Source organism: Rhizobium sp. BK619 (genome assembly GCF_014195245.1).
GTDB classification, from domain to species: domain Bacteria; phylum Pseudomonadota; class Alphaproteobacteria; order Rhizobiales; family Rhizobiaceae; genus Rhizobium; species Rhizobium acidisoli.
This window is the reverse complement of sequence record NZ_JACIBH010000011.1, coordinates 73,831-99,526: the sequence shown is the minus strand read 5'-3', so window position 1 is coordinate 99,526 and position 25,696 is coordinate 73,831. Positions and strand designations below refer to the sequence as shown.

Genomic DNA, 25,696 nt, shown 5'->3' with positions numbered 1-25,696 from the left:
CTCTTCTTGTTCCGCAACAGGCCGGAAACGGAATTTAACTGTTGCCGAGGGGACTATCGGGTGCTGCATCGCAAAAACACATACGCAAAATGACGTAGGTGCAGGGGGCAAACGAACAGGCCGGAAAGCCAAGGGCATCCCCGCAATTGGGAATGCCCGCTTGGTTCGAAATGAAATTTATCCTTCGATCGTCAGGATGACGGAGGTCGGGCCGTAAGAGAGGCTGGCCTTGTGGCCGGAGATGGTGAGCTTGCCGAAGGTGCCGGAAAGGGTGCCTGCCTTCAGGATCTCGATCTTCGTTCCGGCCGCCGGGACAAAACCATCGGCCAGCGTCACGTCGAGATCGCCGGCCAGCGCTGCTTTGCCCTCGACCGCCAGCGTGCCAGCGCCGTTTGCACCGAGCGCCAGCTTCGCCGTCGCATTGGCAGACTGCTGATAGTCCCCGCTTACGGCCAACGGCTTGTCGGCCGCCACAACGAGCGAACCGCCATCGACCGTCAGTCCGCCGGTGCCGAAAGCCAAGGACGATCCGGCCACCAGCGCGCCCTCTTCGAGCACCGTGCCGCCGGCATAGCTGTTGGCGCCGGATAGTCCGAGGATGCCGCTGCCGCGCTTCACCAGCTTGCCCTTGCCGCCGATGTCGTTGCGCCAGCTGTCGATCGCATCGAAGCCGCCTTTTGCCGCATCCATCGTCACGGTCACGTCCTGGTCGAAAGCGCCGTAACCGTCGGCGGCGGCAAACAGGTTGAGGCGGCCATAACCTTCCGCGTCGTCGATGAGCGGATAGCCGGAGGCGATCTCGGTCGTCTTCAGCACCTCACGGCGCTGCCCGCCGTCGAGATAGGGCAGACGCGTTTCGAGAAGCGCTTCGGCGCCCTGCGGCACGCGGGCCGGCTGATCGGTAGGATGGATCGTCGGCAGGCCGTAGCTCAGGCGCTGCAGCACATAGTCGCGATTGGCGTCATGATCGGCAAAACGGTCCGCGGCAATCGGCGCCGCATGCGCAGCGACTTCGAGCGCGCCCGCATCGGCAACGCCGGATTTGGCGATGAGCCAGGACTGCGCCTGGGCATAAGCATCGCTCTTCAGCCCGGCATTGTCGGCCTTGTTCAGATTGTAGACGACCGTCGCGGTGCCGAGCATGCGGCCGCCCATCACGTCGAGAGGAGAATGCATGCCGGCAAGGATGCGATCCTCACCCAGTTCGCTGGCCCGCGTGATCATTTCCTGGAAGCGCTGCGGCACGAGATAGGCCATGGCAAGCGCATCCCGCCAGGCTTCCGCGGTATGTCCGCTCGGGAAGCCGCCGTCCTCGACCGGCTTGCCGCTCTTGGCAGGCTCGAGCGTCGGGACGACCGAAACATCCTGGCTCCAGCGGTAGGGCCGGCCATACTTGAAATAGCGCTTGGCGGGCTCCGTCGAGCCGTCACCGCTGGCGGCGTTGATGAAGTCGATTGCAAGGCCCATGTCCGGATTGGCATCGGTCTTGTTTTCGGTGTCGGGCTTGCTGCCGGCGCCGCGATTGTTGCCCTTGTCGTCATATTTGACCGTCGTCGCATCGGCGGCCACCTCGGTGATCGTGGTGGTCTGCTTGGAGCCGGCTTTCCAGGCAGCCGTCAGCGGGCCAAGGCCGTCGACGATGCTGGCATTCTTGCCGCGCCGGTCGTCGAGATAGGCGGCCACGGCCTGATCGGCCGTCCGCGCCTTGGTCACCTTGACCGCGTAGGCGATGTTCGCATCATGGACGGCCTGGTTGACGATATGGCCGTCGGTCTTGCTGGCGGGAATGCCATCCCAATCCGTCTTGGCGACCGCCGGGCAATTGTCCTTGGCCGGGGCTTCGACACCCGCATCGACGAAAGGCGTGCGCGGCGTCCAGACTTCGAGGAAACCGGAGAGCAGGTGAACGGCGGCATTGGTGTCCACCGTCGAGAAGCAGGCGTCACCGCGCTTGTTGGTATTTCCGGTCTCGGCATAAGGCGCTTTCGCCGCCGTGGCCTGCTCGGCGACGGCAAGCGACGGCACGATCGAAACGAGGCAGACGAGGGCGGTGTTCAGGCGGAAAAAGCTTGAAACAGACATAGGTGATACCTGAAATGGTTGAAGGAACGGCGGGAGAGTTAGAGGCCTAGTGTGACAGACCGGCTTCAAAAATATGGCGGTTCCGTGAATCTGCCAGTGCTCCGCCCTTGCCTTTCTCACCCATCCCGCCAAAACTGTTTCGAGACGATAGGCCAACCGGAATGCCGGAAGGAAGACATGGCAGCGCGCCAACGCATCATTCCGGTAAGACGCGAATATAATCGCTGGGTCGCCAACCAGACGCTGGAAGATTACGCGCTGCGCTTCACCGCAAAAAGCGCCCGCCATTTCTCTTCCCAGCGCATCGCCCAGACGGCGATCGGCGCGATCTCCTTCCTGGCGCTGGAAGCGATCGGCGGCGCCATCACCCTCTCCTACGGCACCACCAACGCCTTCTATGCCATTATCGTCGCTTCGATCGCCATGCTGGCGATCGGCCTGCCGATCAGTCGCTACGCCATCCACCACGGCGTCGACATCGATCTTCTGACCCGCGGCGCCGGCTTCGGCTATATCGGCTCGACCATCACCTCGCTGATCTATGCGAGCTTCACCTTCATGCTGTTTGCGATCGAGGCCTCGATCATGTCCGGGGCGCTGGAACTCACCCTCGGCATCCCGCTCTGGATCGGCTACATCCTCAGCGCCGTCATGGTGATCCCGCTGGTGACGCACGGCGTGCGGCTGATCAGCAAGTTCCAGCTAATGACACAGCCCTTCTGGATCGTGCTGAACATCCTGCCCTTCATCTTCATCGCCTTCATGGACTGGGAGAAATTCGATCTCTGGCGCGCCTTTGCCGGCATCCATCATGCCTCAGGGCCACCCGGCACCGTCGCCGATTTCGATCTGGTGGAGTTCGGCGCCGCCTCCGCCGTCATCCTGGCGCTGATGTCGCAGATCGGCGAACAGGCCGACTTCCTGCGCTTCCTGCCGCCAGAGCCGCGGCGCAAGTGGCGCCATCGCCTCGCTGTCTTTCTCGCCGGCCCCGGCTGGGTCGTCATCGGCGCGCCGAAGCTGCTTGCGGGATCGTTCCTGGTCGTGTTGACCCTGGCCTCGGGCGTGCCGGTCGATCGCGCCGCCGACCCGGCGCAGATGTATCTGACCGCTTTCGGTTACATGGTCCCCTGGCAGAATGCCGCGCTGTTGCTGATGGCAGCCTTCGTCGTCGTCTCGCAGCTGAAGATCAACGTGATGAATGCCTATGCCGGCTCACTCGCCTGGTCGAACTTTTTCTCGCGGCTGACCCACAGCCATCCCGGCCGCGTCATCTGGCTGGTCTTCAACGTCGCCATCGCCCTGCTTCTGATGGAACTTGGCATCTACCGACTGCTGGAGGAGACGCTCGGCATCTTCTCGATCATTGCCATGGCCTGGCTTTGCACAATCTCCGCGGATCTTTTCATCAACAAGCCGCTTGGCCTTGCGCCGCCCGGCATCGAGTTCAAACGCGCCCATCTCTACGACATCAACCCGGTCGGGCTCGGTGCCATGACGCTGTCGGCGACGGTATCGCTGTTTGCCCATTTCGGCGCCTTCGGCGCGACGGCCGCTTCGCTCGCCCCCTATGTCACCCTCGTCATCGCACTCATCGCCTCGCCCGCGCTCGCCTGGGCGACGAAAGGCAAGTTCTACCTGGCCCGCAAGCCGCGCCACAGCTGGAAGAACCTGACGAGCATCACCTGCTCCGTCTGCGAGCATCCCTTCGAGCCGGAGGACATGGCATGGTGCCCGGCCTATGCCGCGCCGATCTGTTCACTCTGCTGCTCGCTCGACAGCCGCTGCCACGACATGTGCAAGCCGGCCGCTCGTCTCAACGCCCAGGTCGGCACCGTCGCCAAGGCGCTGCTGCCGGAAACCGTGCTTGGCAAGCTGACGACGCGCCTCGGCCGCTACGGCATCGCCGTCGTGCTGGCCTTGACCGCCATCGGCGCGATCCTGGCGATGATCGCCCATCAGGTCGCCGCCGCCTCGCCCGAGACGGCCGGGGTCGTCAACCGCACCATCCTGATCGTCTTCTTCGTCTTCTCGGTGATTTCAGGCGTCGTCTGCTGGTTCTATGTGCTCGCCCATGACAGCCGCGTCGTCGCCGAGGAGGAATCGTCGCGCCAAAACACGCTGCTGCTCAAGGAGATCGCCGCCCACAAGAAGACCGACACGGCCCTGCAGAATGCCAAGGAAACGGCCGAGGCTGCCAACCGTGCCAAGAGCCGCTATGTCGTGGGCTTGAGCCACGAGCTGCGCACGCCGTTGAACGCCGTGCTCGGTTATGCCCAGATCCTCGAACGCGACGAAACCATCCCGGCGCCGCGCCAGTCCTCGATCAAGGTCATCCGCCGCAGTGCCGAGCATCTCTCGGGCTTGATCGACGGCCTGCTCGATATTTCCAAGATCGAGGCCGGCCGCCTGCAGGTCTATTCCAATGAGATCAACATCCAGGATTTCCTCGACCAGATCGTCGACATGTTCCGCCCGCAGGCACAGGCAAAAGGGCTTGCCTTCATCCATGAGCGCGCGCCGGCCTTGCCGCAATTTGTCCGCACCGATGAAAAGCGGCTGCGGCAGATCCTCGTCAACCTGCTCTCCAATGCCATCAAATTCACCGACGAGGGCAGCGTCACCTTCGATGTCGCCTATCGCAGCCAGGTTGCGACCTTCACCGTTACCGATACCGGCCGCGGCATCACTGAAAAGGATCTGACGCGCATCTACGAACCCTTCCAGCGCGGCGAGGCCGAAAGCGTGCGGCCGATGCCGGGCCTCGGCCTCGGCCTCACCATCACCCGGCTTCTGACCAACACGCTCGGCGGCGAGATTGCGGTTTCAAGCGTCAAGGACGAGGGTTCGACGTTCCGCGTCCGCCTCATGCTGTCGGCGGTCATGCGCGCCGTGGCCGCCGCGCCCCAGGAAAAACGCATCGCCGGATATGACGGCCCGCGCCGCACGGTGGTTGTCGTCGACGATAACGAGGATCATCGCGAGATGATGCGCGAAATCCTGGCGCCTCTCGATTTCATCGTTCTGACGGCGGCAGGCGGCGCCGAATGCCTGACGCTGATCGAAGGCATCATGCCTGATCTTTTCCTCGTCGATATACTGATGCCCGGCATGAACGGCTGGCAGCTCGTCTCGCGTCTGCGCGAGGCCGGCCAGACGGCGCCGATGCTGATGCTTTCGGCCAATATCGGCGATGCCGCCGTGCTCAGCGACAGCGACGACAGCCACAATGATGCGATCGGCAAGCCGGTCGACATCCGCCAGCTGCGCGACAAGCTGGCTTTGCATCTTGGCCTGAAATGGATCTACGCCGCCGCAGCAGCAGCCGTTCCTGTGAAGACCGAAGCGCCGATGCTGAGCCCGGGTGCCGCCCATGTGCAGGAATTGCTGCGGCTCGGCGAGATCGGCTATATCAGAGGCATCGAGGCCAAGCTTTCGGACCTTGCCAAGGTGGAAGCAAATCAGCCATTCACCGAGAAACTCCACGCCTATGTCGCCGTCTTCGATCTCGCCGGCTTCATGACTTTCCTGCACGACTTCGACGAAAAGGTGGAATCCATTGGCTGAGCCGGCCCTGCCCCGCGACATCGTTCTGCTCGTCGACGACTCGCCCGAAGCGCTCGGCTTCCTGACCGACGCGCTCGAACAATCCGGCTTCTCCGTGCTGATCGCCACATCGGGCGCGGCAGCCCTTGGCATCGTCGAGCGCATCACGCCCGATCTCATCCTGCTCGACGCCGTCATGCCCGCCATGGATGGCTTCGAGACCTGCCGCAGGCTGAAGGCGAATGCGGCGGTGGCGCAGGTGCCCGTCATCTTCATGACCGGCCTGACCGAGACCGAGCATGTCGTGCACGCGCTGGAATCCGGTGGCGTCGACTATCTCGCCAAGCCGATCAATATCGACGAGCTGCGCGCCCGCATCCGTGTCCATCTGCGCAATGCCCGCTCGGCGCAAAGCGCCCGCGTCGCGCTCGACGCCGCCGGCCGCCATCTGCTGGCGGTCAAGGGCGACGGCGCAATCCATTGGTCGACGCCGCAGGCAACACGGCTGGTCAATGCCGCCATGGGCAGCGACGAGGGCATGGAAATTGTCGTCCGCCATATCGCTACCTGGATGCGCGACCGCGCAGCCGCTGTGCGCGACGGCATCATCTCGATCGCCCATGCCGGCCAGGCGGCGCTGCAGCTTGCTTTTCTCGGCGCGATTGGCCCGGACGAATATCTTTTCCGCCTGACCGCCGCCAATCAGCGCAGCGACGACGAGATGCTGCGCCAGCGCTTCTCGCTCACCCAGCGCGAATCCGAAGTGCTGCTCTGGATCGCCAAGGGCAAGGCCAACCGCGACATCGGCGAAATATTGGGACTGTCGGCGCGCACGGTGAACAAGCACCTCGAACAGATCTACGTGAAGCTCGGCGTCGAGAACCGGGCATCGGCCGCCGTCAAGGCCACGCATGTACTGCACGAGATGTGAGGGATATTGGGCGGCATCGCCACCGGGATTGCCGAGGACCTTCGTGAGGGCCGGCAATTGACGGAAATCGTCGGCGCCAGATAAGCGGCACGGAGACGGACGGAAATTCAGTTCCCCACAGAACGAAAGAAGCCCGGCCAAAACCGGGCTTCCATCAGATCATGGTACCAATAAGCAAGCTAAGCTTACTTAGTCTCCTGCGGCACGTAGGTGTACTTGCCGTCTGCGCCCTTCTTCCATTCGTACATGATGTAACCAGGAATCTTCGGGTCACCCTTTTCGTCGAACGAAATGTCGCCGAGAACCGTCGTGAACGGACCCTTTTCCTTCATGGCCGTGGCAACGGCTTCAGGATCGACCGAACCGGCAGCCTTGGCGGCACCGGCGATCGCCTGCATCGCAGCGTAGGAATAGAGCGTGTAGGCTTCCGGGTTGAAACCGGCGGCCTTGAACTTTTCGACGAGTTCCTTGTTGGCCGGGTTCAGCGTCGGATCAGGACCGAAGGTGTTCAGGGTTCCGGCGACGGCGTCGCCAGCGATCGAGGCCAGTTCGTTCGAAACGATACCATCGCCCGAAACCAGCGTTGCCTTCAGGCCCTGATCGGCGGCCTGACGGATGATGAGACCGGCTTCGGTGTGCAGACCGCCCCAATAGATGATCGAGACGCCGGCTTCCTTCATCTTGGCGATGAGGGCCGAGAAGTCCTTGTCGCCGACGTTGATGCCTTCGTACATGACTTCCGTCAGGCCGGCAGCATTCATCGCCTTCTTGGTTTCGTCGGCAAGACCCTGACCGTAAGGTGTCTTGTCGTGAACGACCGCGATCTTGGCGTCCTTGAAGTGATCGGCAAGATACTTGCCGGCGATGGCGCCCTGCTGGTCGTCACGGCCGCAGGTACGGAAGGTGTTCCAGAGACCGCGTTCCGTAAACTTCGGGTTGGTAGCGGCCGGGGTGATTTCGAGGATGCCGTTTTCGGCATAGACTTCCGAAGCCGGGATCGAAACGCCCGAGTTGAAGTGGCCGATGACGAACTTGACGCCGTCGGCAACGAATTTATTGGCGACCGAAATGCCCTGCTTCGGGTCGGAGACGTCGTCGCCGAGCTCGAGCTTGATCTGCTCGCCATTGATGCCGCCAGCGGCGTTGATGTCTGCGGCCGCCTGCTCGGCGCCCTTCTGGAGCTGAGCGCCGAACGCAGCGTTCGGGCCAGTCAGCGGACCAGCGACAGCGATGAGAACGTCGGCCCATGCGTTGCCGCTGAAGGCGACCATCGCCGTCAGAGCCACTGCCGACAGAAGAGACTTCTTCATATTGTTACTCCCAATTTTTGGGCGGGTTCCGGTCCAAGGCCCAGCGCACTACCCACCATTGACTGCGCCAGGAAAGCTGTTCCACTCTGAAGGCAATTCATGCCTAGTTTCAACGGACTGTCAATGTTTGTCCTTCCACGAAAACGCGGAAGTTTTTTCGTACAGCCAGTAATAGTTGTTGACCATCTGATTGGTGCGGCGAAAGCGGAAGCCGGCGGTCGAGAAGACCAGCAGCGTCACGAAATCGATGCCGTAGAAGAGAGCGCTGAGCATCGGCCCATCGAACAGGGCGTGATGCAGGAACTGCATGGCCCAGGCGAGCAGGAAAGTGTAGACAACTGTCAGCGGATAGTCGCTCCAGCCTTCGGCAACCGCCTTGCCGGCGCGCCAGGCCGTCCAGAAGCCGATCAGCACGACGATCGCCCGGATGATCAAGCGGGCACCGGTATCGCTTTCGAAGAAAAGTCCCTGCATGTTAAACTCTCCCTTCGAGCTAGTGTCTTCCGCCTTCGAGATAGGCGGCGCGGACCTCAGGATTGGCGAGCAGTTCCTTGCCGGAGCCGCTCATCGTCACCTTGCCGTTCACCATCACGTAAGCGCGGTGCGAAAGCCTCAGCGCAGCGAACGCGTTCTGCTCGACGAGGAAAACGGTGAGGCCTTCCTGTTCGTTGAGCTTGCGGATCGCCTCGAAGATGCCCTTGACGATCAGGGGCGCAAGGCCGAGCGAGGGTTCGTCGAGCAACAATAGCTTCGGCCGCGCCATCAGCGCACGGCCGATCGACAGCATCTGTTGTTCGCCGCCCGAAAGCGTGCCGCCGCGCTGGGCGTGACGTTCCTTGAGGCGCGGGAAGAGCGTGAAGATCTTCTCGACGTCCTCGGCGAAGTATCTGAGATTGTCGAGGCCGGCACCCATCTGGAGATTTTCCAGAACCGTCATACGCGGGAAGATGCGGCGTCCCTCAGGCGACTGCGCTATGCGCAGGCGGGCGATTTCGTGGGTCGGCATGCGGGTGATGTCGCGGCCCTCGAAGACGACCGAGCCGGTCCGGGCCTGCGGGCTGCCGCAGATCGTCATCATCAGCGTCGACTTGCCGGCGCCGTTGGCGCCGATCAGGCTGACGATCTCGCCCTTGTTGACGTGGACATCGATGCCGGCCAGCGCACGAATATTGCCGTAATAGGTTTCGACGCCATTCACCTGAAGGAGCGCTTGACCCGTCATTACTTCATCGCCCATCAGTTTGCGCCTCCTTCGAGCTGCTCGACGGTTGCGATCACCTCTTCCACTTCTTCATCTTCGACACCGAGATAGGCCGCGATGACCTTCGGATCGTTCTTCACGTGATCCGGCGTGCCATCAGAAATCTTCTGGCCGTATTCGAGCACGACGACATGGTCGGAGATTTCCATGACCACCGACATGTCATGCTCGATGAGCAGGATAGATGTTCCGGTTTCGGCACGAATGCTCTGCAGCAGCGCATTGAGCGTTGCCGATTCCCGCGGGTTCAGGCCGGCGGCCGGTTCGTCCAGGCAAAGCAGCTCGGGGCCGGTGCACATGGCACGGGCGATCTCGAGACGCCGCTGGGCGCCGTAGGGCAGATCGCCTGCCGGATCGTCGGCGCGGTCGATCAGATCGGCTTTCTCCAGCCAATGGCGCGCCAGCTCGATCGATGCGGCCGCCTCCCGTTTGTAGGGACCGACGCCGATGAGGCCGAGGATCGTATAACCTGAGGCTTTCATCAGCTTGTTGTGCTGGGCGACGAGCAGGTTTTCGAGAACCGTCAGGCCGGAGAACAGCCGGATGTTCTGGAAGGTGCGCGCCACCTTGGCTTCTTTGGTGATGCGAAAGTCCGGCAGACGCTCAAGCAGGTACTGCTTGCCGCTCTTCTGGTTAAGCGTGATCATGCCCATCGTCGGCTTGTAGAAGCCGGTGATGCAGTTGAAGACGGTGGTCTTGCCGGCGCCGTTCGGCCCGATCAGCGCGGTGATATCGCCGCGCTTGGCTTCGAAGGAGAAGTCGTTGATGGCCATGAGGCCGCCGAACTTCATCGACAGGTGTTCGACCTTGAGAAGCGTATCGCTCGACATGGTGTTGGTGACGGGGCTCATCAACCATGGCCCTCCTTGATGAAGCTTCCGGAAATTGCCTTGCGCGCCTTGAGGAAGGCGGTCGGTTCACGCGAACCGACGAAACCGCGCGGCTTGAACAGCATGACCACGACCATGGCGAGGCCGAAGATCAGCATGCGGTACAATTCTGGCGTAAAAGTCGGCCCGAAAATCACTTTCAGGAAGTCCATTTCGCGCAGCAGCTCGGTGCCGCCGACCATGACGATTGCGGCGATCGCAATCCCGGTCAGAGAACCCATGCCGCCGAGGACGACGATGGCGAGGATCACAGCCGATTCCAAGAAGACGAAAGATTCCGGCGAAACGAAACCCTGACGGGCAGCAAAAAAGGAGCCGGCGAAACCGGCAAACATCGCTCCCGTCGCAAAGGCCGTGAGCTTGGTCGTCACCGTATTGATGCCGAGCGAGCGACAGGCGATCTCGTCTTCGCGCAGCGCTTCCCAGGCGCGCCCGATCGGCATGCGGCGCAGCTGGATGGTCACGTAGGCGGTCAGCATGCAGAGCGCCAGGATGAGGTAAAAAAGGAAGATCTTGTAGTAAGCCGAGGACATCGACAGGTGAAAGAGCTTGGCGAAGCCACCGGCCGTCGCGTCGAAGGGAATGCCGAACAGCGTCACCTTGGGAATGCTCGAGATACCGAAAGTCCCCTTGGTGACATCCGTCCAGTTGATGATGACGAGGCGGATGATTTCGCCGAATGCGAGCGTGACGATGGCGAGGTAATCGCCACGCAGGCGCAGCACCGGGAAGCCGAGGATGACGCCCCAGAGTGCGGCGAAGATGCCGGAAAGCGGCAGCAGCACCCAGAAGGACAGGCCGAAATAGCTCGAAAGCAGCGCGTAGGAATAGGCGCCGACCGCGTAGAAGGCGACATAACCGAGATCGAGAAGACCGGCGAGGCCGACGACGATGTTCAGCCCCCAGGCAAGCATCACATAGATCAGGATCTGGATGCCGAAATTGTCGACATATGTCAGCGACCCCTGCGGGCCTTTGATCGCCACCACCACCATGGGATAAAGCAGCAGTGCGATCAGCGCGATCTTCAGGAAATGCCGGTGGAAGAAGCTCTTCTCGGTTGAGATGGCGAGTTCGCCTTGTCTTGCCTTTGCCAGCTTGCGGCTGTCGAGATGCGGCCGCAGGAAAACCACCGTGGCGAAGCGGCCGAGCGCGGCGACAGCGACGAAGATCGCAAGCAGCCCCCAGCGCTGAACGATGATCAGCTCGTTGTTGATGTTCTGGTCGGTCTTGAGGCCGACATAGAGAACGAACATGCCGAACGACAGGATGGCGGCGAAGAGGGCTTCGGTAAGGCCTTTGCGGACAAGTCCGGCATCGGGCTTGCCTGCAGAATTTTCAATGTTTGCCATGACGTTATACCTTCTCGACTTCCGGCCGTCCGAGGATACCCGTCGGCTTGAAGATCAGCACGAAAGCGAGGATGGCGAAGGTCGCGACATCCTTGTACGCGATGGTGAAATAGGCCGACCACAGCGATTCGATCAGACCGATCATCAATCCACCAAGAACGGCGCCCGGCAATGAGCCGATGCCGCCGAGAACGGCTGCGGTAAATGCCTTGACACCCGGCGTGAAGCCGTCGGCGAACGAAGCGACGCCATAATACATCAGATACATCGTGCCGGCGACGGCAGCCAGTGCCGCACCCATGACGAAGGTGATGGAAATCGTCTGGTCGACATTGACGCCGAGCAGCGCCGCCATCTTGCGGTCCTGCTCCGTGGCGCGCTGGGCGCGGCCAAGTGCTGTACGATTGACGATATACCAAAAGACGGCGAGCAGCACGACCGTAATCAGGATGATGACGATCTGTTTCAGCGACACCGAGATGTTGCCGAACTGATAGACTGAGCTGATCATCGGCGGGATCGGCTTGTTGCGCGGACCCTGCGTCACTTGGATGAAATTGGACAGCACGATCGACATGCCGATCGCCGTGATCAGCGGCGCCAGGCGGAAAGAACCGCGCAATGGGCGGTATGCGATGCGCTCGATCGTCCAATTCCACAGACTCGTCATCAGCATCGCTACGACAAGCATCGCCAGCAGCAGAACTGCCACGGGGAGACCTGCGAAGATGGATGTGAGGACAAGAAAGACGATAAGAGCGGCGAAACCACCGAGCATGAAGATATCGCCATGGGCGAAATTGATCATGCCGATAATGCCGTAAACCATCGTATAGCCAATAGCCACAAGGCCATAGATGGATCCGAGCGTCAGCCCATTGAAGAGCTGCTGGACGAAATACTCCATATGTCGTTTTCCCCTGGATGCGAACCGCGCGGGCTGCATCTCTTTTTGGTTCTTTGGTTCCCCGTTTCAGAGAACCTCATAGGCCGAATGCATACCGGTTTCGGTGGAAATGTGAAGACAAAAAGGATTTACTCCGACAAATTCTTGTCGGAACAGGCCTAGGTGGCGCATTTTGAACCAAAATCCACAGAAAATCGGCAAAGAAAGGCCTATTTTTGATCAGAAACTGCCACTGAGTTAACGATTCGGAGATTTGGTCGGCGATTTCCCTTGCCCGCCTGGCGCGTAAGCTATTCCATAGAATTGGAAGATGGCGCAAATTCACACCCTAACCCCACCAATTTTGCGAATACCATTTCAGATCAGGATGCCCCTTCTTCGTCTGACAAGGCTAAAAACTTATGGTAGCTTCATGACACTGCGATAGGGGATGCAGAGCGCGATGGGAAACACCATATCGAGGATCTGGTGACAGGGATGGTTTGCGGACGAGCGACAGTGGGGTGCTCGGCCCGCGTGGCGAACGGCAAAAGGACAATGCTGAGGACATTTGAAAGGGCGGCGCTCGAAGCCGGCAAGGCCATTATCACGGTCCTGCGCGAAGGCTTCCCCGTCGCCATGAAAGCGGATGCAAGTCCCGTCACGGTCGCCGACGAGGAGGCCGAACGCATCATCCTCGCGCATCTCGCCAGAGATTATCCCGAAATACCGGTCGTGGCGGAAGAATCGGTTGCCGCCGGAAAAGTGCCCGACATCGCCGGCCGCGGCTTCTTTCTGGTCGATCCTCTCGACGGCACACGCGAATTCGTCGACGGACGACAGGAATTCACCGTCAACATCGCTTATATAGAGAACGGCGCCCCGCTGGCCGGCATCGTCTACGCCCCGGCACTCGGACTTGCCTTCTTGGGCGAACGCGGCCACGCCGAAAGGCTCGTGGTCACCGACGATTTCACCGTCGGCGCACGCAGCGCAATTACCGTGCGCGAACAGCCGGACGACAGGCTGGCGCTTGCCAGCCTCCGTCACAACAGTCCCGAGACCGGAAGCTTCCTCGCTCACCACGCTATCTCCAAATGCACCAATATCGGCTCCTCGCTGAAATTCTGCCTATTGGCCGAAGGCAAGGCCGACGTCTATCCACGCTTCACCCGCACGATGGAATGGGACACGGCGGCCGGTGATGCGGTGCTGCGCGCCGCCGGCGGTTCGACGGTGACGCTCGACGGAGCGCCGCTGACCTACGGCAAGACGGGCGCCGCTGCCGATTTCGACTTCGCCAATCCGAACTTCATCTCCTGGGGCGGCACGAAACGCGCCCTCGAACCGGCGTAGCCATCCGCTGCCTCACCGAACTCGCCGCTATCCACGCGACCGGGCCTTGGCGGCCGGTCTAAGAGTGATTCGCAAACGGCCGGTGATTCTTGGTTTGAACCCCGTTTTTCCATTTTGCCGCGCCGGATCGTTACCCATATCGCCTTGATTTTGTCATATTGTGACACAGTTTGGGAACGATCGAGCATCCCGGCCAGAAAAATTTCGTGCCGGAACTCGTTAACAATACCGCCGGACGATGGTCGGTCGCGTGCCGAAACAACACGTCCGACCACCCCCGGAAGCCCTCGCCAAAGGCCTAAAAACCTTGACGAAATTCCAATTATTAACGAAATATCATGAGGTTGCCTCAACTTAACGCAGATGCGAAAGATTTATTGCGATGCGATATTTCTCTGGACACCATTACACAATTGTCGCATTTTTCCGTTTTAGTAGGGTTACCAAGACCTGAGTGCAGCCCTGGTGACAGGGTAAACCATTGATCGCCTATTGCCGCCGCACCCCTCGAAGACAACAGAGTACGATCCTTGAGCATCACGGAACTAAACAACAGCATTTCGACTGAGTCCTTTAGGCCGAGCCGCCGCCAGCAGCCGAGCCTGAAGATCCAGACCCCCGTTATCCATAGCGATGCGTCCCAGGCGTCGTGGGTGGATCTTGCCCTGAAGCGGGCGTTCGACATCGTTTCGTCGTTGAGCGCCCTCCTCGTCCTTGCGCCTTTCCTTCTGTTCGTTGCATTGCTGATCAAGCTCGACAGCCCGGGACCAGTGCTCTTCAAGCAGACCCGCTGGGGCAAGAACTGCAAGACCATCAAGGTCTACAAGTTCCGCTCGATGCGCACGGATCTCTGCGATGTCTCGGGTGTTGCCCAGACGGTGAAGAACGACCCGCGCATCACCCGCGTCGGTGCCATCCTGCGCCGCACGAATGTCGATGAGCTGCCGCAGCTGCTGAACGTGCTGATGGGCCACATGTCCGTCGTCGGCCCGCGCTGCCATGCGATCGGCATGCGCGCCGGCGGCATGCTGTACGAAGAGCTTGTCCCGGAATACCATCAGCGCCACGCCATGCGCCCCGGCATGACGGGCCTTGCCCAGATGCGCGGCCTGCGCGGCCCGACCGATCGTCCGGCCAAGGCACGTGCCCGCATTGTGAGCGATCTCTACTACGTCGGAAATTTTTCGATCGGGATGGATATTCGCATCATTGCCGGCACCGTCGTGTCCGAGCTGACCCGCGGAAAAGGCTTCTAAGCTTTTTGAGAAAGGGGCCGGCAGCTTAAGAGCAGCCGGCACCCGACCGCTCCGGTGACCGCCTCCGGTGGCTGACCGAATCGAGCTTGCGCATCGCGCACTTCAAATTACCCAACCCCATATGCGACGAAAATTCGAGAATAATTGCAATCTCGTTGCTGCTTTGCCGGCGACCAGCGCAGGCATCCGATTTCGCGCCAGGCGCACCATCGCCTGCGCCCGTGAAACATCCGTCCGAAAGCGACGATGTATTGTTTCAGGTCAGCGTCGTGCGGGCGCGAAGGCGAAGATATTCTTCGGGGCGTACATCTGAAAAAACGGGTTGAAGGTGCTTTTTTGGCACCGCCACCCGCCTCGCTGAAGATCGGCCTCGATCGTCTGCCTTCTTGCGCCCACATCTACTCAAGACAAGAAAATCGCCGGCCCGGTAAAAAACCGATTGGGCTTCCCGGCCAGGCAGCCGGTTTTCCGTGAAAAGCCATGCGACAGCCTGTTGGGAAAGCTGAGAGCAAATAAAATCGAAGCCCGCAAACCCCGCGATCTTGCCGAGCCGCTCCTTGCCGCCGTTCGGCGAGATCGCACCGCGACCTGACTGCGAAGGCAAAAAACCGAGCATGCTCAATGCAATCACCGCGCGCAGGCTCATCTCTTTTTCATCTCCATACCACGTAGGGCTCGCTTCAGTCGGGCCTCGTTGTCGGTAGTAAGAAGGCCCTGTGCCGGGGCATCGGCAGACACGGCTTGTGCCCCCCGCATCCCGAGCTCACCAGGCATCAAAAACGCGCGCTGGGTTGAACCAGCGGGACGATGTCTCACGCTCATCCCTATGCCCGGTACGGCAAAACTTATCGCGGGAAATCAATCATATTTATTCGACAAGCCTCCATTCAGGCCGCCCCAAGTTGACGGGGCGGCAGATGGCCATCCCATATCGCCAGGGGCCTCGGGGCATCTAAATTTGTTATCAAAGTCTTACGATGAGCTTAGGCAATTTTTAAATGTGGCAGGCTAGAGTGGCGTCCGTGGTCTTGCGTTGTGTAGAGAGTCCAATGACCGAAATGATACGTCCCCGAGTAAAATATGTCATCGGCCCCGATGGCAGCCCCCTGACGATCGCGGATCTTCCGCCGCCCAATACGCGGCGCTGGGTGATCCGTCGGAAGGCAGAGGTTGTCGCGGCTGTTCGCGGTGGCCTGTTGAGCTTGGAAGAGGCTTGCGAGCGTTATACGCTCACCGTCGAAGAGTTCCTCTCCTGGCAATCGTCGATCAACAGCCACGGTCTCGCCGGCCTGCGCACCACGCGCATCCAGCAATACCGCCACTGATCGCACGCCATCATCGAGATTTATTTCGGGCCGGACGCATCTCCCATCAGGGAATGAAGAAGGCCCGAAATCATTGACGAGGCCGCGTAGCACCAGAGGCCCGGCTGCGTGGAGGCATCGGCCAACCCCGTTGTCTTCGCCGCCGCAATGACGATCGCGACCAGCAGCACGTCCATCATTGACCACTTGGACAGATGCGGCACGACGCGACGATAAAACAGGCTGCCGGCCCCGCCGCCGGCACCTGCCGCTTCCGCGGAGATCCCGATCATCTTCAAAAGCGGAAGCACGATCGAGACCAATGCGACGATCGCCGCCAGCAGCCTATCCCCGCCCTGCCAGAGCGAGACGACGATTTCGATGAGCGACGGGGTCCGATCGAAGAAATACAGCGTCTCGAAACGGACCAGCGGCAGGATGAGGCCGAGCGCCAGGAGGAATGGCGCGGCGACGAGCAGGACGGGGCGGATCATCGAAAGCGCCCTCATAGGCCCGAACCTCGCGCCGACCCGACATTTTTCATGAACACTCCGTCTCCTCCAGCAATCGCCTTGCCGGCTTGGCATGATCGCGTCGCCGTGTCACCGTCGCCGGCGACAATATCCCCATCCCTCAGCGAGGAAAGATAATGGACATTCGAAACGAGGAATGCGCCTCCGGCGGCCGTTATGCGACCGAGGTCGAAGGGCACGAAGCCGAGATGACCTATTCGCGCACATCGGCGAAACTCGTCATCGTCGATCACACCGCCGTTCCCGATGCGCTGCGCGGCAAGGGCGTCGGCCAGGCATTGGCGCTGCACGCAGTGGAGGCGGCCCGGACCGGCGGCTGGAAGATCATCCCGCTCTGCCCCTTCTTCAAGGCACAGGCGCAACGCCATCCGGAATGGCACGATGTCGTGAACTGATCTTTGCTGCCCAAACGGCTGCGATTTCCGAGTGGGTGATGGAGTGTAAAACGGCGAAACACCAAAAGCCATGTATGACGGACAGCGCGCCCGTCATACATGGCTTCTCAGTGGCGATCCCAGGGCGCCGAAGCCGGCGCCCGCCGTTTTTTACGCCCTTGCGCGGGCGCTGGTGTCACGTTCTTCCAGCGCCGTCGCCCTTGCATATTCCGCCTGCATCTCCTCGAGCGCCATTTCCAGCGACTCTTCCTGCATCTTCAGTTCCTTGATCGAAACCTGCAGGTTGTCGGCCCGCTGACGCGCGGCCTTGGCGAAGGTCGGATACGCAAAGTGATTCGGATCTGAGATTCCGGACTTCTTTTCCTCGACGACGATCTGGCTCTCCAGATCCTTCGTCATCCGTTCGAATTCGGACATCATCATCTGCAACTGCTGCAATTGACGTCGTTTTTCGTTCACCTGAAACTCTTTCAGGCGAACGAGACTCTCTCGCGACTTCATACGCATTACTCCCGTGATGCGAGACCCCGGCTCAACTTGAAACCGCCCTGCGCGCCGCTTTGACACGGTTTGCTAAAAAATTTCCTGCGATATTAACAAATGCCTACCGCTGGTAACCTTTCGTTTACGGGCATCGTTAATGATAGGCCCGATGATTTAAGGGTCGGTAAATGCCGCGGCATTAAGTTCGAACCTTTTCATTGGCGAGTCGGATGAATCACTTAGCGCATTTTCCTAATGTTGAAGATGAAGAGCGCCATTTGAGATTCCTATTGGAAAACAGAGAAATGGAAAAAATATTTAATAAATTCGATACTCCTTGCCAGAGTGAATTAGAATTTGTTAACCATTTCGTGGCAGCTTCCAAATCACGTAGCGTGTTCGGTATCGTGTAGGGGGCCAGACCACCTTTCGGCGGCGGTAAAGGGGATAATTATGCGGGTACTACTCATCGAGGATGATAGCGCGACGGCGCAGAGCATCGAGTTGATGCTGAAATCAGAAAGTTTTAATGTTTATACCACCGATCTCGGTGAAGAAGGCGTCGATCTGGGCAAGCTGTATGATTATGATATCATCCTGCTCGATCTAAACCTGCCCGACATGTCCGGATATGAAGTGCTTCGCACGCTCCGGCTGTCCAAGGTCAAGACACCGATCCTCATTCTGTCGGGCATGGCCGGCATCGAAGACAAGGTTCGCGGCCTCGGCTTCGGCGCCGACGACTACATGACCAAGCCGTTCCACAAGGACGAGCTCGTCGCCCGTATCCACGCCATCGTCCGCCGCTCCAAGGGCCACGCCCAGTCGGTCATCATGACTGGCGAACTGATCGTCAACCTCGACGCCAAGACGGTCGAAGTCGGTGGCCAGCGCGTCCACCTGACGGGCAAGGAATACCAGATGCTGGAGCTGCTTTCGCTCCGCAAGGGCACCACCCTCACCAAGGAAATGTTCCTGAACCACCTTTACGGCGGCATGGACGAGCCGGAACTGAAGATCATCGACGTCTTCATCTGCAAGCTCCGCAAGAAGCTCGCCAACGCTGCCGGCGGCGCCAACTACATCGAGACCGTCTGGGGCCGCGGCTACGTTCTGCGCGAGCCGGATGGCGCCGAATACGCCGAAACCGCCTGATATTTCCGATTCCCCTTGTCGGATAACGAAGATCCCGCCCTTCCGGCGGGATTTTTCGTTTCTGCCTGGCAGTGAGAAGACGCGTTAATAAAAGGATCTGGTTGGACAAGCGGTCGAACCTTCTCCGTTTCAATCAAGAAAACGGAGTACCCGGCGGCCGAACGTGCTTGCGCGTTCGGCGAGGCTGCATGGGAGGGAGGCCTGCTGTCAGGCAGCGATCGCGCGGTTTCCGAAGACGGCGGTCAGGATCTTGCGGTCGAACGGCTTCAGCAGGAAGTCGGTGGCGCCGGCCCGTTTGCCCGCCATCAGCTTCTTCAGATCCGCCTCGACGACGCAGTAATAGATCTTGACCTCTTTGCCACCATCCATGGCGCGGATAGCGGCGATGAGATCGAGGGCCCCTTCCATGCCGGAATCGACGATCAGATATTCCGGCAGCTCCGTCTGGCAGCGCTGCAGCGCCTCGCCGGCGTTGGAGGCCTCGCTGACGAGAAAATCGAGTTCGGAGAGAATGCGCTTGCCGACCTTGCGGACGATATCCGAATTATCGGTGATCATGAACCTTTGCATGGGCGCTCCTTTGCCCCTCGCATTCGTCGCAGCAAGAGGCCTCTTACAACCCTGGAGGATAGGTCCATCAGGCTAACGAATCGTTACCGGACGGGCTAAGACACCCGTCCAATCTCGAAATCAGGCCGCCGCCGCGGCCACTGCCGTGAACACCAGTTCTTCGGCGCTAGCGCTGTGATCAAGCGTCATTCCGCACTCCTGCGCCAGAAGCACAGTGTAATAGGGCTGGATCGAATGCGCGTCGATCGCTTCCTCGATCGTGCCGGTCGAGATCTCGACGAATTTCGGCGGCAGGCGCATCAGCTTGCCTTTGGCCGTGAGCTTGAACCTGGCATCGAACTCGGGATTCTCAAGCGTTACCTCGAGCACGCCGCCGCGCGGAATTGCCGAATAGGCAACGAGAAACAGGTTGAGCAGCAGCTTGACGCGATTCTTGGCGACGATAGCGCGCGGCCCGTTCCAGATCACCTCGGTCTTTTTCTCGGCGACGGCGAAATCCTTGGCTGCACGCTCGGCCTCGCCGGTATCGATCGAAGCACCGACAGACCCCGATGCCCCGAAGGCGAGGCGTGCGAATTTCAGGCGGACCGAAGCGTTGAGCGCGCTGGTGCGGATCAGGTCCATCGCATCGGCGTCGGCACCACCCTCATCCAGGAGTTCCAGCCCATTATTGATCGCACCCACCGGTGAGATGACATCGTGGCAAACGCGGCTGCAAAGAAGCGCGGCCAGATCCGGGCCGGCCAAGGTGAGATTAAGGTTCTTGGACATCATCGTCTCCTGAGGGGCGGCAATTTTATCGCGCCCGCGAATATGCTTCATCAAAATTGCGCGAAGTTTGCGATCGTATTCGGTGCCATAATGACACCATATTTGGTAAACCGATTGTTAAGATCATCGGCGCAAAATGCACCAATCGCCGCGAGCGGTTGCCCGCTCCAGCCAAACGACGAACGGATGACACCATGCGCCCTCGATTTCCGCACCGATTGATCGGCTTCTGCAGGTTGCTTTCGGCCCTCGTCTTTTCCTCGCTGATGGTCGCCGCACCTGCCTCCGCCCAGGATAACGGCCAGTACACGATGCAGGAAATCGTCGATGCCGGCCACTCCTTCTTCGGCTCCGCCAGCGGCGGGCTTGCCAAAGTCGTCGAGAGTGCCTTCCAGAAATACGGCCTGCCGAATGGCTACATTCTCGGACAGGAAGGCGGCGGCGCCTTCATCGCCGGCCTTACCTACGGCGAAGGCCAGCTGAACACCAAGAACGCCGGCGAACATAATCTCTACTGGCAGGGTCCCTCGCTCGGCCTCGATTACGGTGGCCAAGGCTCACGCGTGATGATGCTGGTCTACGACCTGCCCTCGGTCAACGGCATCTATGCCCGCTTCGGCGGCGTCAGCGGCTCGGCCTATGTGATCGCCGGCTTCGGCATGACCCTGCTCAAGAACAACGACGTGCTGGTCGTGCCGATCCGCACCGGCGTCGGCGCCCGCCTTGGTGTCAATGTCGGCTATCTCAAGATCACCCAGGCGCCGACCTGGAACCCCTTCTGAGGCCGCAAAGCCGCCGGAAAGCGCCGCCGTCCGCATCGGCGGCCTTGCCCATATGCGTCATGCGTGCTTAATCATCGCGGCTGACCTCTTATCAACCTTCGAATCGATGGCCGCGCCGTGATCGAATACGCTCTCTTGTTCGGATTGGGCTTCCTGACCGCGGCCTTCCTCGTCTTTCTGGTCTCGCCCGCCGTTCACCGCCGTATCGTCTGGTATACCGAGAACCGCCTGAAGGCGACCATGCCGCTCAGCCCGCAGGAGGTTCGCGCCCAGAAGGATATGGTGCGCGCGCTCTATGCCGCCGAAAACGCCCGGACCACCCAGGACCTGCTGCGTGAGCGCGAGAAATCCCTGTCGCTCCAGCTTCGCCACGACGCGCTCGCCGTCGATGCCGGCAGGCTTGCCGCCGAGATCGGCGAATTGCAGGCCCAGATCGGCGAGATGCATGTCGAGGCCGCGGAGCAGCGCTCGCGTCTGCGCAAGGATGAGAATTATATCAGCCAGCTGAAGACCAATCTGCATATTGCCGAACAGTCCGCGGCCAACAAGGAGAGCGAACTGGCGACGATGCGGACGCGGCTGAGCAAGCTCGGTGAACAGACCGATGGGCTGAGGATCGATCTGGCCGCACGCGAAACCGAGGCGGAGAGCCTGAAATTCCGCGCCAACGCGCTGCGCGACGAACGAGACACGTTGCGCCAGGACGTCAACCTGCTGCAGAAGCGCGCCAAGGATGCCGAACAGAAACTGACGCAGCAGCAGCACATGGTGATCCGCCTGGAGGACAAGGCCGCGCGCGACAGCGCTTCCGCCACCGAAAAGGAAGCCCTGGTCGCTCGCCGCCAGCAGGAGGTCGCCAAGGTGAAGGAGCAGTTGAAGGCCGCCAATGCCGAGATCCGCAAGGTCAACCGCGTGCTGCGCGAGGCCGGCCTTGCCGGGATGGCCGCGGAACTGCCGGCGGAATTGACGGCCGAAGACCCGACAACATCCACGCCCGACACCGCCGTCGTCACGGCTGAGATGGGCGAGGATGTCCGCAAGCGCAGCGCCGCCCTTGCTGAGCGCCTGCAGAAGGCAAAGACTGTGACCGGACGCGATGGGGAGATCCGTGAGGAGATCGCCTCGATCGCCGCCAACATGGTGGCGCTGACCGCACTCAACGAGGGGCCCTCCTCGCCAATCCGCACTCTTTTGCCGAATGCGACAGAAAAGACCCCGAGTGATCGCGTCAGTCTTGCCGACCGGGCGGCCGCCATCATCGCCGATCCCCAGCGCTAATAAATGCCGCTAGGAAGTGCGCCGCGGTTCCAATCAAGTTCGATGCGACGCGCTTTAAAATCGTAATTCAGATCCGGCCCATCGCCGACGCCATCGAAAACAGCGCGATGCCCGTTGCCGTTGCGGCGTTGAGGCTGTCGAGATCCTCCGACTGCGGGATGCGGGCGCTGTGGAAGCGTGCCAGCAGCGCCTCCGGCAACCCCTCCCCCTCGGTGCCGATGACGAGCGCCATGCGTGCCGAGGCGGGAATGGCGCGGATATCGGTCTTGCCGTGCGGCGAAAGCGTCCAGATGGCAAAGCCGCGTTCGGCAAGCGAAAGCAGCACATCCATCGCCTTGCCGCCGCGCCGGTGCGGAACGCTCAGCACCGAACCGACCGAGACACGCAGCGCCTTGCGGTAGAGCGGATCACAGCAGGTTTCGTCGAGCAGCAAAGCGTCCGCCCGGAAGGCGGCCGCATTGCGGAACATCGAACCGGCATTGTCATGATTGGAAATGCCGCAACCGACGAGCACCAGCGCCCGTTCCGGTAGCGCCTCGAGAAGAGCCGCCTCTCCGCGATCCTCCCGCCGGCCGAGCGCCAGAACGCCGCGATGCAGATGGAACCCGACGACGCCGTCAAGCACGTCGGCCTCGGCGACATAGACCGGCACATCGGCCGGCAGCCGCTCAAGGATCGGCATAACGCCGTCGACGCGATTGCGCAGCAGCAGGATCTTCTCGGCGAAAAAGCCGCGGTCTTGCGCATGCGCCTCGGCGAGCATGCGCAGCACGACGGTGCCTTCGGCGATGAAACGGTTTTCCCGGCCCGTCAGATCGCGCTCGCGGATATTGCGGAACTCGGCGATACGCGGATCGTCGGCACTGTCGATGGCGATCGGGACGGCGGCCATGCCGGCCTCAATTGCCCGCGACGCTGACGTCGGCGACGGTGCGGCCGGTCCTGAGGTCGAAGACCAGCGCCTTGCTCTTGCCTTCAGCCGTTTCGCCGTAAAACAGGATCTGCCCCGCCGAAAACGAAGTGGACTGCACCTTGAAGCCGAGCGGCAGGGAAACCGTCGCCGCAAGCGGCGCATCCGAGGGCACGCCGGCGGCGGAAACGGTCGCCGCCGTCTCCTTGGCTTCGCTGTGCATCGTCTTATAGACAACCGCGCCGAAGACCGCCATAAGGCTCACGAACATGATGGCGCCGGAAACGATCTGCAGGCGGACCATCTTGCGCCGGACACTTTCCATCGCCGGATCAAGGGGCTTCTCTTCCTGGTCGTCTGGCTCGATTGCTGTCATCTGTGCGTCCCGTTCTAAAAAAATACGTCGGAGAAGAAGCGTCTTGAGCGACCCCTTTAAACAAGCAGCCGGCAATAGAAAAGTCCTGACCGCCGATGAAACTGCCGAAGGCCGGCTCGACGCCTGGCTGACGGCACAGGTCGGGGAGGAATTTTCGCGCAGCCGCATCAAGGCGCTGATCAAGGACGGCCAGGTTTCTCTGCGCGGCGAACCCGTCACCGATCCGCAGCGCAAGGTGCGCAACGGCGATAGTTTCGAGATCACCCTGCCCGAGCCGGAAGACCCGACGCCGCAGGGCGAGGATATCCCGCTCGATATTCTCCATGAGGATGAAGACCTCATCGTCATCTCCAAGCCTTCCGGTCTCGTCGTCCATCCCGGCTCCGGCAACTGGACGGGGACGCTGGTCAACGCGCTGATCCATCACTGCGGCGATACGCTCTCCGGCATCGGGGGCGTGCGTCGTCCGGGCATCGTCCACCGGCTCGACAAGGACACGACAGGGGTCATGGTCGTCGCCAAGAACGACATTGCCCATCGCCACCTCTCGCTCCAGTTTGCCGATCATGGCCGCACCATGCCGCTGGAGCGGGCCTACCAGGCAGTCGTCTGGGGCCGCCCCCGCTCGCTGACAGGCACGGTCGACGCGCCGCTCGGCCGCGCCACCGGCGATCGCACGCGCCGCGCCGTCAAGCGGCCCGACAGTCATGACGCCGACGAGGCGATCACGCATTACGAGGTGATCGAGCGCTTCCAGGAGAACCCGGACGCGACCGCACTTGCTTCACTGGTCGAGTGCCACCTCGAAACCGGTCGTACCCACCAGATCCGTGTGCATATGGCCCATATCGGCCATCCGCTGCTCGGCGACACGGTTTACGGCGCCGGCTTCAAGACCAAGGCCAACCGCCTGCCCGAGGAAGTCCGCAAGGTCGTCAACGGTTTCAACCGCCAGGCGCTGCATGCTTTCATGCTGCAATTCGAGCATCCCCGCACCGGCGAAATCATGCATTTCGAAGTGCCGTTGCCGGATGATATGGTGGAGCTGGTCGAGGCGTTGCGGGGATAGAGGCGTCGTCTCCGGCCCTCTCACAGCTGCGTGAGCGGCACCTTGAACCGCTGTTTCGCCACACTTATCTGTATATTGACTTAGTGCGGGCTCGCAGCAGAGCCGCACGTCCCGGTTCGCCATTTTTAACGCGAGGACGCGTTTCCAACGGGAACCGGAATTCACTTTAGGAGGGTGCACTATGGCCCGAAATACCTTGCCGTCCATTACCGCCGGCGAAGCCGGTCTCAATCGTTACCTCGACGAAATCCGCAAATTTCCGATGCTCGAGCCGCAGCAGGAATACATGCTCGCCAAGCGTTATGCCGAGCATGGCGATCGCGACGCCGCCCACAAGCTCGTCACCAGCCATCTTCGCCTCGTCGCAAAGATCGCGATGGGTTATCGCGGCTATGGCCTGCCGATCGGCGAAGTCGTTTCCGAGGGCAATGTCGGCCTGATGCAGGCCGTTAAGAAGTTCGATGCCGAGCGCGGCTTCCGCCTTGCCACCTACGCCATGTGGTGGATCAAGGCCTCGATCCAGGAATATATTCTGCGTTCGTGGTCGCTGGTGAAGATGGGCACGACCGCCAACCAGAAGCGCCTGTTCTTCAACCTGCGCCGGCTGAAAGGCCGCATCCAGGCGATCGATGACGGCGACCTGAAGCCGGAGCACGTCTCCGAAATCGCCACCAAGCTGAAAGTCTCGGAGGAGGAGGTCATTTCGATGAACCGCCGCCTGTCCGGCGACGCCTCGCTGAACGCGCCGATCAAGGCGGCCGAAGGCGACAGCGGTCAATGGCAGGATTGGCTGGTGGACGACCATGACAGCCAGGAAGACGTGCTGATCGAACAGGACGAGCTCGACACCCGCCGGCGCATGCTGGCGAAAGCGATGAGCGTGCTGAACGAGCGCGAACGCCGTATCTTCGAGGCTCGCCGCCTCGCCGAGGATCCGGTGACGCTGGAAGACCTGTCGACAGAATTCGACATCAGCCGCGAACGCGTCCGCCAGATCGAGGTCCGCGCTTTCGAAAAGGTGCAGGACGCTGTCCGCAAGGAAGCCCAGGAACGCGCCAAGGCCGTCCGGGTCGTCGAAGCAACAGCATAAACCTGCCTCGTCGGAAAATTGAAAAGGCGGGTCCTTGCGGCCCGCCTTTCTGATTCTTTGCGTTTCGCAACCTCGGCACCCCGTCAAAGGTCGAGAGTGCTGGAATTACGGCC

At 60.9% G+C, this 25,696-nt stretch carries 25 protein-coding genes; 11 read left to right on the top strand and 14 right to left on the bottom strand.

Translation table 11 applies throughout. The annotated features are described in order from the left end of the window. Positions 1 to 177 precede the first annotated feature (177 nt). Complete coding sequence (locus FHX14_RS21280; RefSeq protein ID WP_003590553.1) at positions 178 to 2,082, bottom strand: phosphatase PAP2 family protein; 1,905 nt, start codon at positions 2,080 to 2,082, stop codon at positions 178 to 180. 177 nt (positions 2,083 to 2,259) lie between these two features. Between FHX14_RS21280 and FHX14_RS21275 the strand changes: the two genes are divergently transcribed. After that, positions 2,260 to 5,646 carry an ATP-binding protein gene (locus tag FHX14_RS21275; protein WP_003590552.1) on the top strand — a complete coding sequence of 1,129 codons (3,387 nt, stop codon included), beginning with the start codon at positions 2,260 to 2,262 and terminating at the stop codon, positions 5,644 to 5,646. After that, a complete protein-coding gene (locus FHX14_RS21270) occupies positions 5,639 to 6,556 on the top strand; it encodes a DNA-binding response regulator (RefSeq protein WP_003590550.1) in 918 nt (305 codons plus the stop codon). The genes FHX14_RS21275 and FHX14_RS21270 overlap by 8 nt, the downstream gene beginning before the upstream one ends. A gap of 185 nt (positions 6,557 to 6,741) precedes the next feature. Here FHX14_RS21270 and FHX14_RS21265 read toward each other — a convergent pair whose 3' ends face one another. From FHX14_RS21265 to FHX14_RS21240, 6 genes are all read right to left on the bottom strand, one after another. After that, positions 6,742 to 7,866: a branched-chain amino acid ABC transporter substrate-binding protein gene (locus FHX14_RS21265; protein ID WP_003590548.1), complete on the bottom strand. Its 1,125-nt coding sequence runs from the start codon at positions 7,864 to 7,866 to the stop codon at positions 6,742 to 6,744. 120 nt (positions 7,867 to 7,986) lie between these two features. After that, entirely contained in the window at positions 7,987 to 8,340 is a 354-nt protein-coding gene (locus FHX14_RS21260) for a DUF6867 family protein (RefSeq protein ID WP_003590546.1), read from the bottom strand. 19 nt (positions 8,341 to 8,359) lie between these two features. After that, complete coding sequence (locus FHX14_RS21255) at positions 8,360 to 9,103, bottom strand: ABC transporter ATP-binding protein (RefSeq protein ID WP_003590544.1); 744 nt, start codon at positions 9,101 to 9,103, stop codon at positions 8,360 to 8,362. Next, on the bottom strand, positions 9,103 to 9,978 hold the full coding sequence (locus FHX14_RS21250; RefSeq protein ID WP_003590543.1) for an ABC transporter ATP-binding protein: 876 nt from the start codon (positions 9,976 to 9,978) through the stop codon (positions 9,103 to 9,105). Before FHX14_RS21250 ends, FHX14_RS21255 begins: the two co-directional genes overlap by 1 nt. Further along, positions 9,978 to 11,369 (bottom strand): high-affinity branched-chain amino acid ABC transporter permease LivM, encoded by a 1,392-nt coding sequence (gene livM, locus FHX14_RS21245; RefSeq protein WP_003590540.1) that lies wholly within the window; start codon positions 11,367 to 11,369, stop codon positions 9,978 to 9,980. Before livM ends, FHX14_RS21250 begins: the two co-directional genes overlap by 1 nt. Positions 11,370 to 11,373: 4 nt before the next feature. Next, on the bottom strand, positions 11,374 to 12,276 hold the full coding sequence (locus FHX14_RS21240) for a branched-chain amino acid ABC transporter permease (protein WP_003590537.1): 903 nt from the start codon (positions 12,274 to 12,276) through the stop codon (positions 11,374 to 11,376). 537 nt (positions 12,277 to 12,813) lie between these two features. Between FHX14_RS21240 and cysQ the strand changes: the two genes are divergently transcribed. Together cysQ and FHX14_RS21230 are read left to right on the top strand one after the other, a co-directional pair. Next, entirely contained in the window at positions 12,814 to 13,611 is a 798-nt protein-coding gene (gene cysQ / locus FHX14_RS21235) for a 3'(2'),5'-bisphosphate nucleotidase CysQ (RefSeq protein ID WP_037073475.1), read from the top strand. A gap of 530 nt (positions 13,612 to 14,141) precedes the next feature. Then, on the top strand, positions 14,142 to 14,867 hold the full coding sequence (locus FHX14_RS21230) for a sugar transferase (RefSeq protein ID WP_003590533.1): 726 nt from the start codon (positions 14,142 to 14,144) through the stop codon (positions 14,865 to 14,867). A gap of 256 nt (positions 14,868 to 15,123) precedes the next feature. On the opposite strand, the gene FHX14_RS33095 is transcribed toward FHX14_RS21230, so the two are convergent. Then, a complete protein-coding gene (locus FHX14_RS33095; protein ID WP_052636269.1) occupies positions 15,124 to 15,513 on the bottom strand; it encodes a hypothetical protein in 390 nt (129 codons plus the stop codon). A gap of 403 nt (positions 15,514 to 15,916) precedes the next feature. Between FHX14_RS33095 and FHX14_RS21220 the strand changes: the two genes are divergently transcribed. Beyond that, entirely contained in the window at positions 15,917 to 16,192 is a 276-nt protein-coding gene (locus FHX14_RS21220) for a DUF1153 domain-containing protein (protein WP_007533628.1), read from the top strand. Between the two features lie 20 nt (positions 16,193 to 16,212). Here FHX14_RS21220 and FHX14_RS21215 read toward each other — a convergent pair whose 3' ends face one another. After that, a complete protein-coding gene (locus FHX14_RS21215; RefSeq protein WP_184378548.1) occupies positions 16,213 to 16,758 on the bottom strand; it encodes a paraquat-inducible protein A in 546 nt (181 codons plus the stop codon). Positions 16,759 to 16,820: 62 nt separating this feature from the next. Here FHX14_RS21215 and FHX14_RS21210 point away from each other — a divergent pair, with 62 nt between their 5' ends. Further along, entirely contained in the window at positions 16,821 to 17,099 is a 279-nt protein-coding gene (locus tag FHX14_RS21210) for a GNAT family N-acetyltransferase (RefSeq protein WP_184378547.1), read from the top strand. Between the two features lie 150 nt (positions 17,100 to 17,249). Here FHX14_RS21210 and FHX14_RS21205 read toward each other — a convergent pair whose 3' ends face one another. Next, complete coding sequence (locus tag FHX14_RS21205) at positions 17,250 to 17,600, bottom strand: hypothetical protein (protein ID WP_003566024.1); 351 nt, start codon at positions 17,598 to 17,600, stop codon at positions 17,250 to 17,252. 435 nt (positions 17,601 to 18,035) lie between these two features. On the opposite strand from FHX14_RS21205, the gene ctrA reads away from it, so the two are divergent. Continuing rightward, entirely contained in the window at positions 18,036 to 18,737 is a 702-nt protein-coding gene (ctrA, locus tag FHX14_RS21200; protein ID WP_003542362.1) for a cell cycle two-component system response regulator CtrA, read from the top strand. A 207-nt stretch (positions 18,738 to 18,944) separates the two neighbouring features. Here ctrA and FHX14_RS21195 read toward each other — a convergent pair whose 3' ends face one another. Together FHX14_RS21195 and FHX14_RS21190 are read right to left on the bottom strand one after the other, a co-directional pair. Beyond that, complete coding sequence (locus FHX14_RS21195; RefSeq protein WP_003566026.1) at positions 18,945 to 19,307, bottom strand: response regulator; 363 nt, start codon at positions 19,305 to 19,307, stop codon at positions 18,945 to 18,947. A gap of 120 nt (positions 19,308 to 19,427) precedes the next feature. Further along, a complete protein-coding gene (locus tag FHX14_RS21190; RefSeq protein ID WP_003590527.1) occupies positions 19,428 to 20,078 on the bottom strand; it encodes a histidine phosphotransferase family protein in 651 nt (216 codons plus the stop codon). A 194-nt stretch (positions 20,079 to 20,272) separates the two neighbouring features. On the opposite strand from FHX14_RS21190, the gene FHX14_RS21185 reads away from it, so the two are divergent. Both FHX14_RS21185 and FHX14_RS21180 read left to right on the top strand, forming a co-directional pair. Beyond that, the gene (locus tag FHX14_RS21185; RefSeq protein WP_003590525.1) at positions 20,273 to 20,860 is read left to right on the top strand and encodes an EipA family protein; all 588 of its coding nucleotides are present in this window, start codon (positions 20,273 to 20,275) and stop codon (positions 20,858 to 20,860) included. Positions 20,861 to 20,977: 117 nt separating this feature from the next. Then, positions 20,978 to 22,138 (top strand): hypothetical protein, encoded by a 1,161-nt coding sequence (locus FHX14_RS21180; protein WP_184378545.1) that lies wholly within the window; start codon positions 20,978 to 20,980, stop codon positions 22,136 to 22,138. A 67-nt stretch (positions 22,139 to 22,205) separates the two neighbouring features. Here the strand turns inward: FHX14_RS21180 and FHX14_RS21175 are convergent, their stop codons facing one another. Both FHX14_RS21175 and FHX14_RS21170 read right to left on the bottom strand, forming a co-directional pair. Continuing rightward, a complete protein-coding gene (locus FHX14_RS21175) occupies positions 22,206 to 23,030 on the bottom strand; it encodes an RNA methyltransferase (RefSeq protein ID WP_184378543.1) in 825 nt (274 codons plus the stop codon). A 7-nt stretch (positions 23,031 to 23,037) separates the two neighbouring features. Then, positions 23,038 to 23,424 (bottom strand): hypothetical protein, encoded by a 387-nt coding sequence (locus tag FHX14_RS21170; RefSeq protein WP_054182916.1) that lies wholly within the window; start codon positions 23,422 to 23,424, stop codon positions 23,038 to 23,040. Positions 23,425 to 23,467: 43 nt separating this feature from the next. Between FHX14_RS21170 and FHX14_RS21165 the strand changes: the two genes are divergently transcribed. Both FHX14_RS21165 and rpoH read left to right on the top strand, forming a co-directional pair. Further along, complete coding sequence (locus FHX14_RS21165; protein ID WP_184378541.1) at positions 23,468 to 24,493, top strand: RluA family pseudouridine synthase; 1,026 nt, start codon at positions 23,468 to 23,470, stop codon at positions 24,491 to 24,493. A 181-nt stretch (positions 24,494 to 24,674) separates the two neighbouring features. Then, complete coding sequence (rpoH, locus tag FHX14_RS21160) at positions 24,675 to 25,583, top strand: RNA polymerase sigma factor RpoH (protein ID WP_003566040.1); 909 nt, start codon at positions 24,675 to 24,677, stop codon at positions 25,581 to 25,583. Positions 25,584 to 25,696 lie beyond the last annotated feature (113 nt).

Coding starts and splice junctions, on each gene's coding strand:
- FHX14_RS21220 (WP_007533628.1), top strand. CDS start 15,917: ATGACCGAAATGATACGTCCCCGAGTAAAATATGTCATCGGCCCCGAT.
- FHX14_RS21280 (WP_003590553.1), bottom strand. CDS start 2,082: ATGTCTGTTTCAAGCTTTTTCCGCCTGAACACCGCCCTCGTCTGCCTC.
- FHX14_RS21170 (WP_054182916.1), bottom strand. CDS start 23,424: ATGACAGCAATCGAGCCAGACGACCAGGAAGAGAAGCCCCTTGATCCG.
- cysQ (WP_037073475.1), top strand. CDS start 12,814: ATGCTGAGGACATTTGAAAGGGCGGCGCTCGAAGCCGGCAAGGCCATT.
- ctrA (WP_003542362.1), top strand. CDS start 18,036: ATGCGGGTACTACTCATCGAGGATGATAGCGCGACGGCGCAGAGCATC.
- FHX14_RS21275 (WP_003590552.1), top strand. CDS start 2,260: ATGGCAGCGCGCCAACGCATCATTCCGGTAAGACGCGAATATAATCGC.
- FHX14_RS21185 (WP_003590525.1), top strand. CDS start 20,273: ATGCGCCCTCGATTTCCGCACCGATTGATCGGCTTCTGCAGGTTGCTT.
- FHX14_RS21260 (WP_003590546.1), bottom strand. CDS start 8,340: ATGCAGGGACTTTTCTTCGAAAGCGATACCGGTGCCCGCTTGATCATC.
- FHX14_RS21205 (WP_003566024.1), bottom strand. CDS start 17,600: ATGAAGTCGCGAGAGAGTCTCGTTCGCCTGAAAGAGTTTCAGGTGAAC.
- FHX14_RS33095 (WP_052636269.1), bottom strand. CDS start 15,513: ATGAGCCTGCGCGCGGTGATTGCATTGAGCATGCTCGGTTTTTTGCCT.
- FHX14_RS21240 (WP_003590537.1), bottom strand. CDS start 12,276: ATGGAGTATTTCGTCCAGCAGCTCTTCAATGGGCTGACGCTCGGATCC.
- rpoH (WP_003566040.1), top strand. CDS start 24,675: ATGGCCCGAAATACCTTGCCGTCCATTACCGCCGGCGAAGCCGGTCTC.
- FHX14_RS21265 (WP_003590548.1), bottom strand. CDS start 7,866: ATGAAGAAGTCTCTTCTGTCGGCAGTGGCTCTGACGGCGATGGTCGCC.
- FHX14_RS21215 (WP_184378548.1), bottom strand. CDS start 16,758: ATGCCAAGCCGGCAAGGCGATTGCTGGAGGAGACGGAGTGTTCATGAA.
- FHX14_RS21255 (WP_003590544.1), bottom strand. CDS start 9,103: ATGGGCGATGAAGTAATGACGGGTCAAGCGCTCCTTCAGGTGAATGGC.
- FHX14_RS21175 (WP_184378543.1), bottom strand. CDS start 23,030: ATGGCCGCCGTCCCGATCGCCATCGACAGTGCCGACGATCCGCGTATC.
- FHX14_RS21250 (WP_003590543.1), bottom strand. CDS start 9,978: ATGAGCCCCGTCACCAACACCATGTCGAGCGATACGCTTCTCAAGGTC.
- FHX14_RS21210 (WP_184378547.1), top strand. CDS start 16,821: ATGGACATTCGAAACGAGGAATGCGCCTCCGGCGGCCGTTATGCGACC.
- FHX14_RS21195 (WP_003566026.1), bottom strand. CDS start 19,307: ATGCAAAGGTTCATGATCACCGATAATTCGGATATCGTCCGCAAGGTC.
- FHX14_RS21190 (WP_003590527.1), bottom strand. CDS start 20,078: ATGTCCAAGAACCTTAATCTCACCTTGGCCGGCCCGGATCTGGCCGCG.
- livM (WP_003590540.1), bottom strand. CDS start 11,369: ATGGCAAACATTGAAAATTCTGCAGGCAAGCCCGATGCCGGACTTGTC.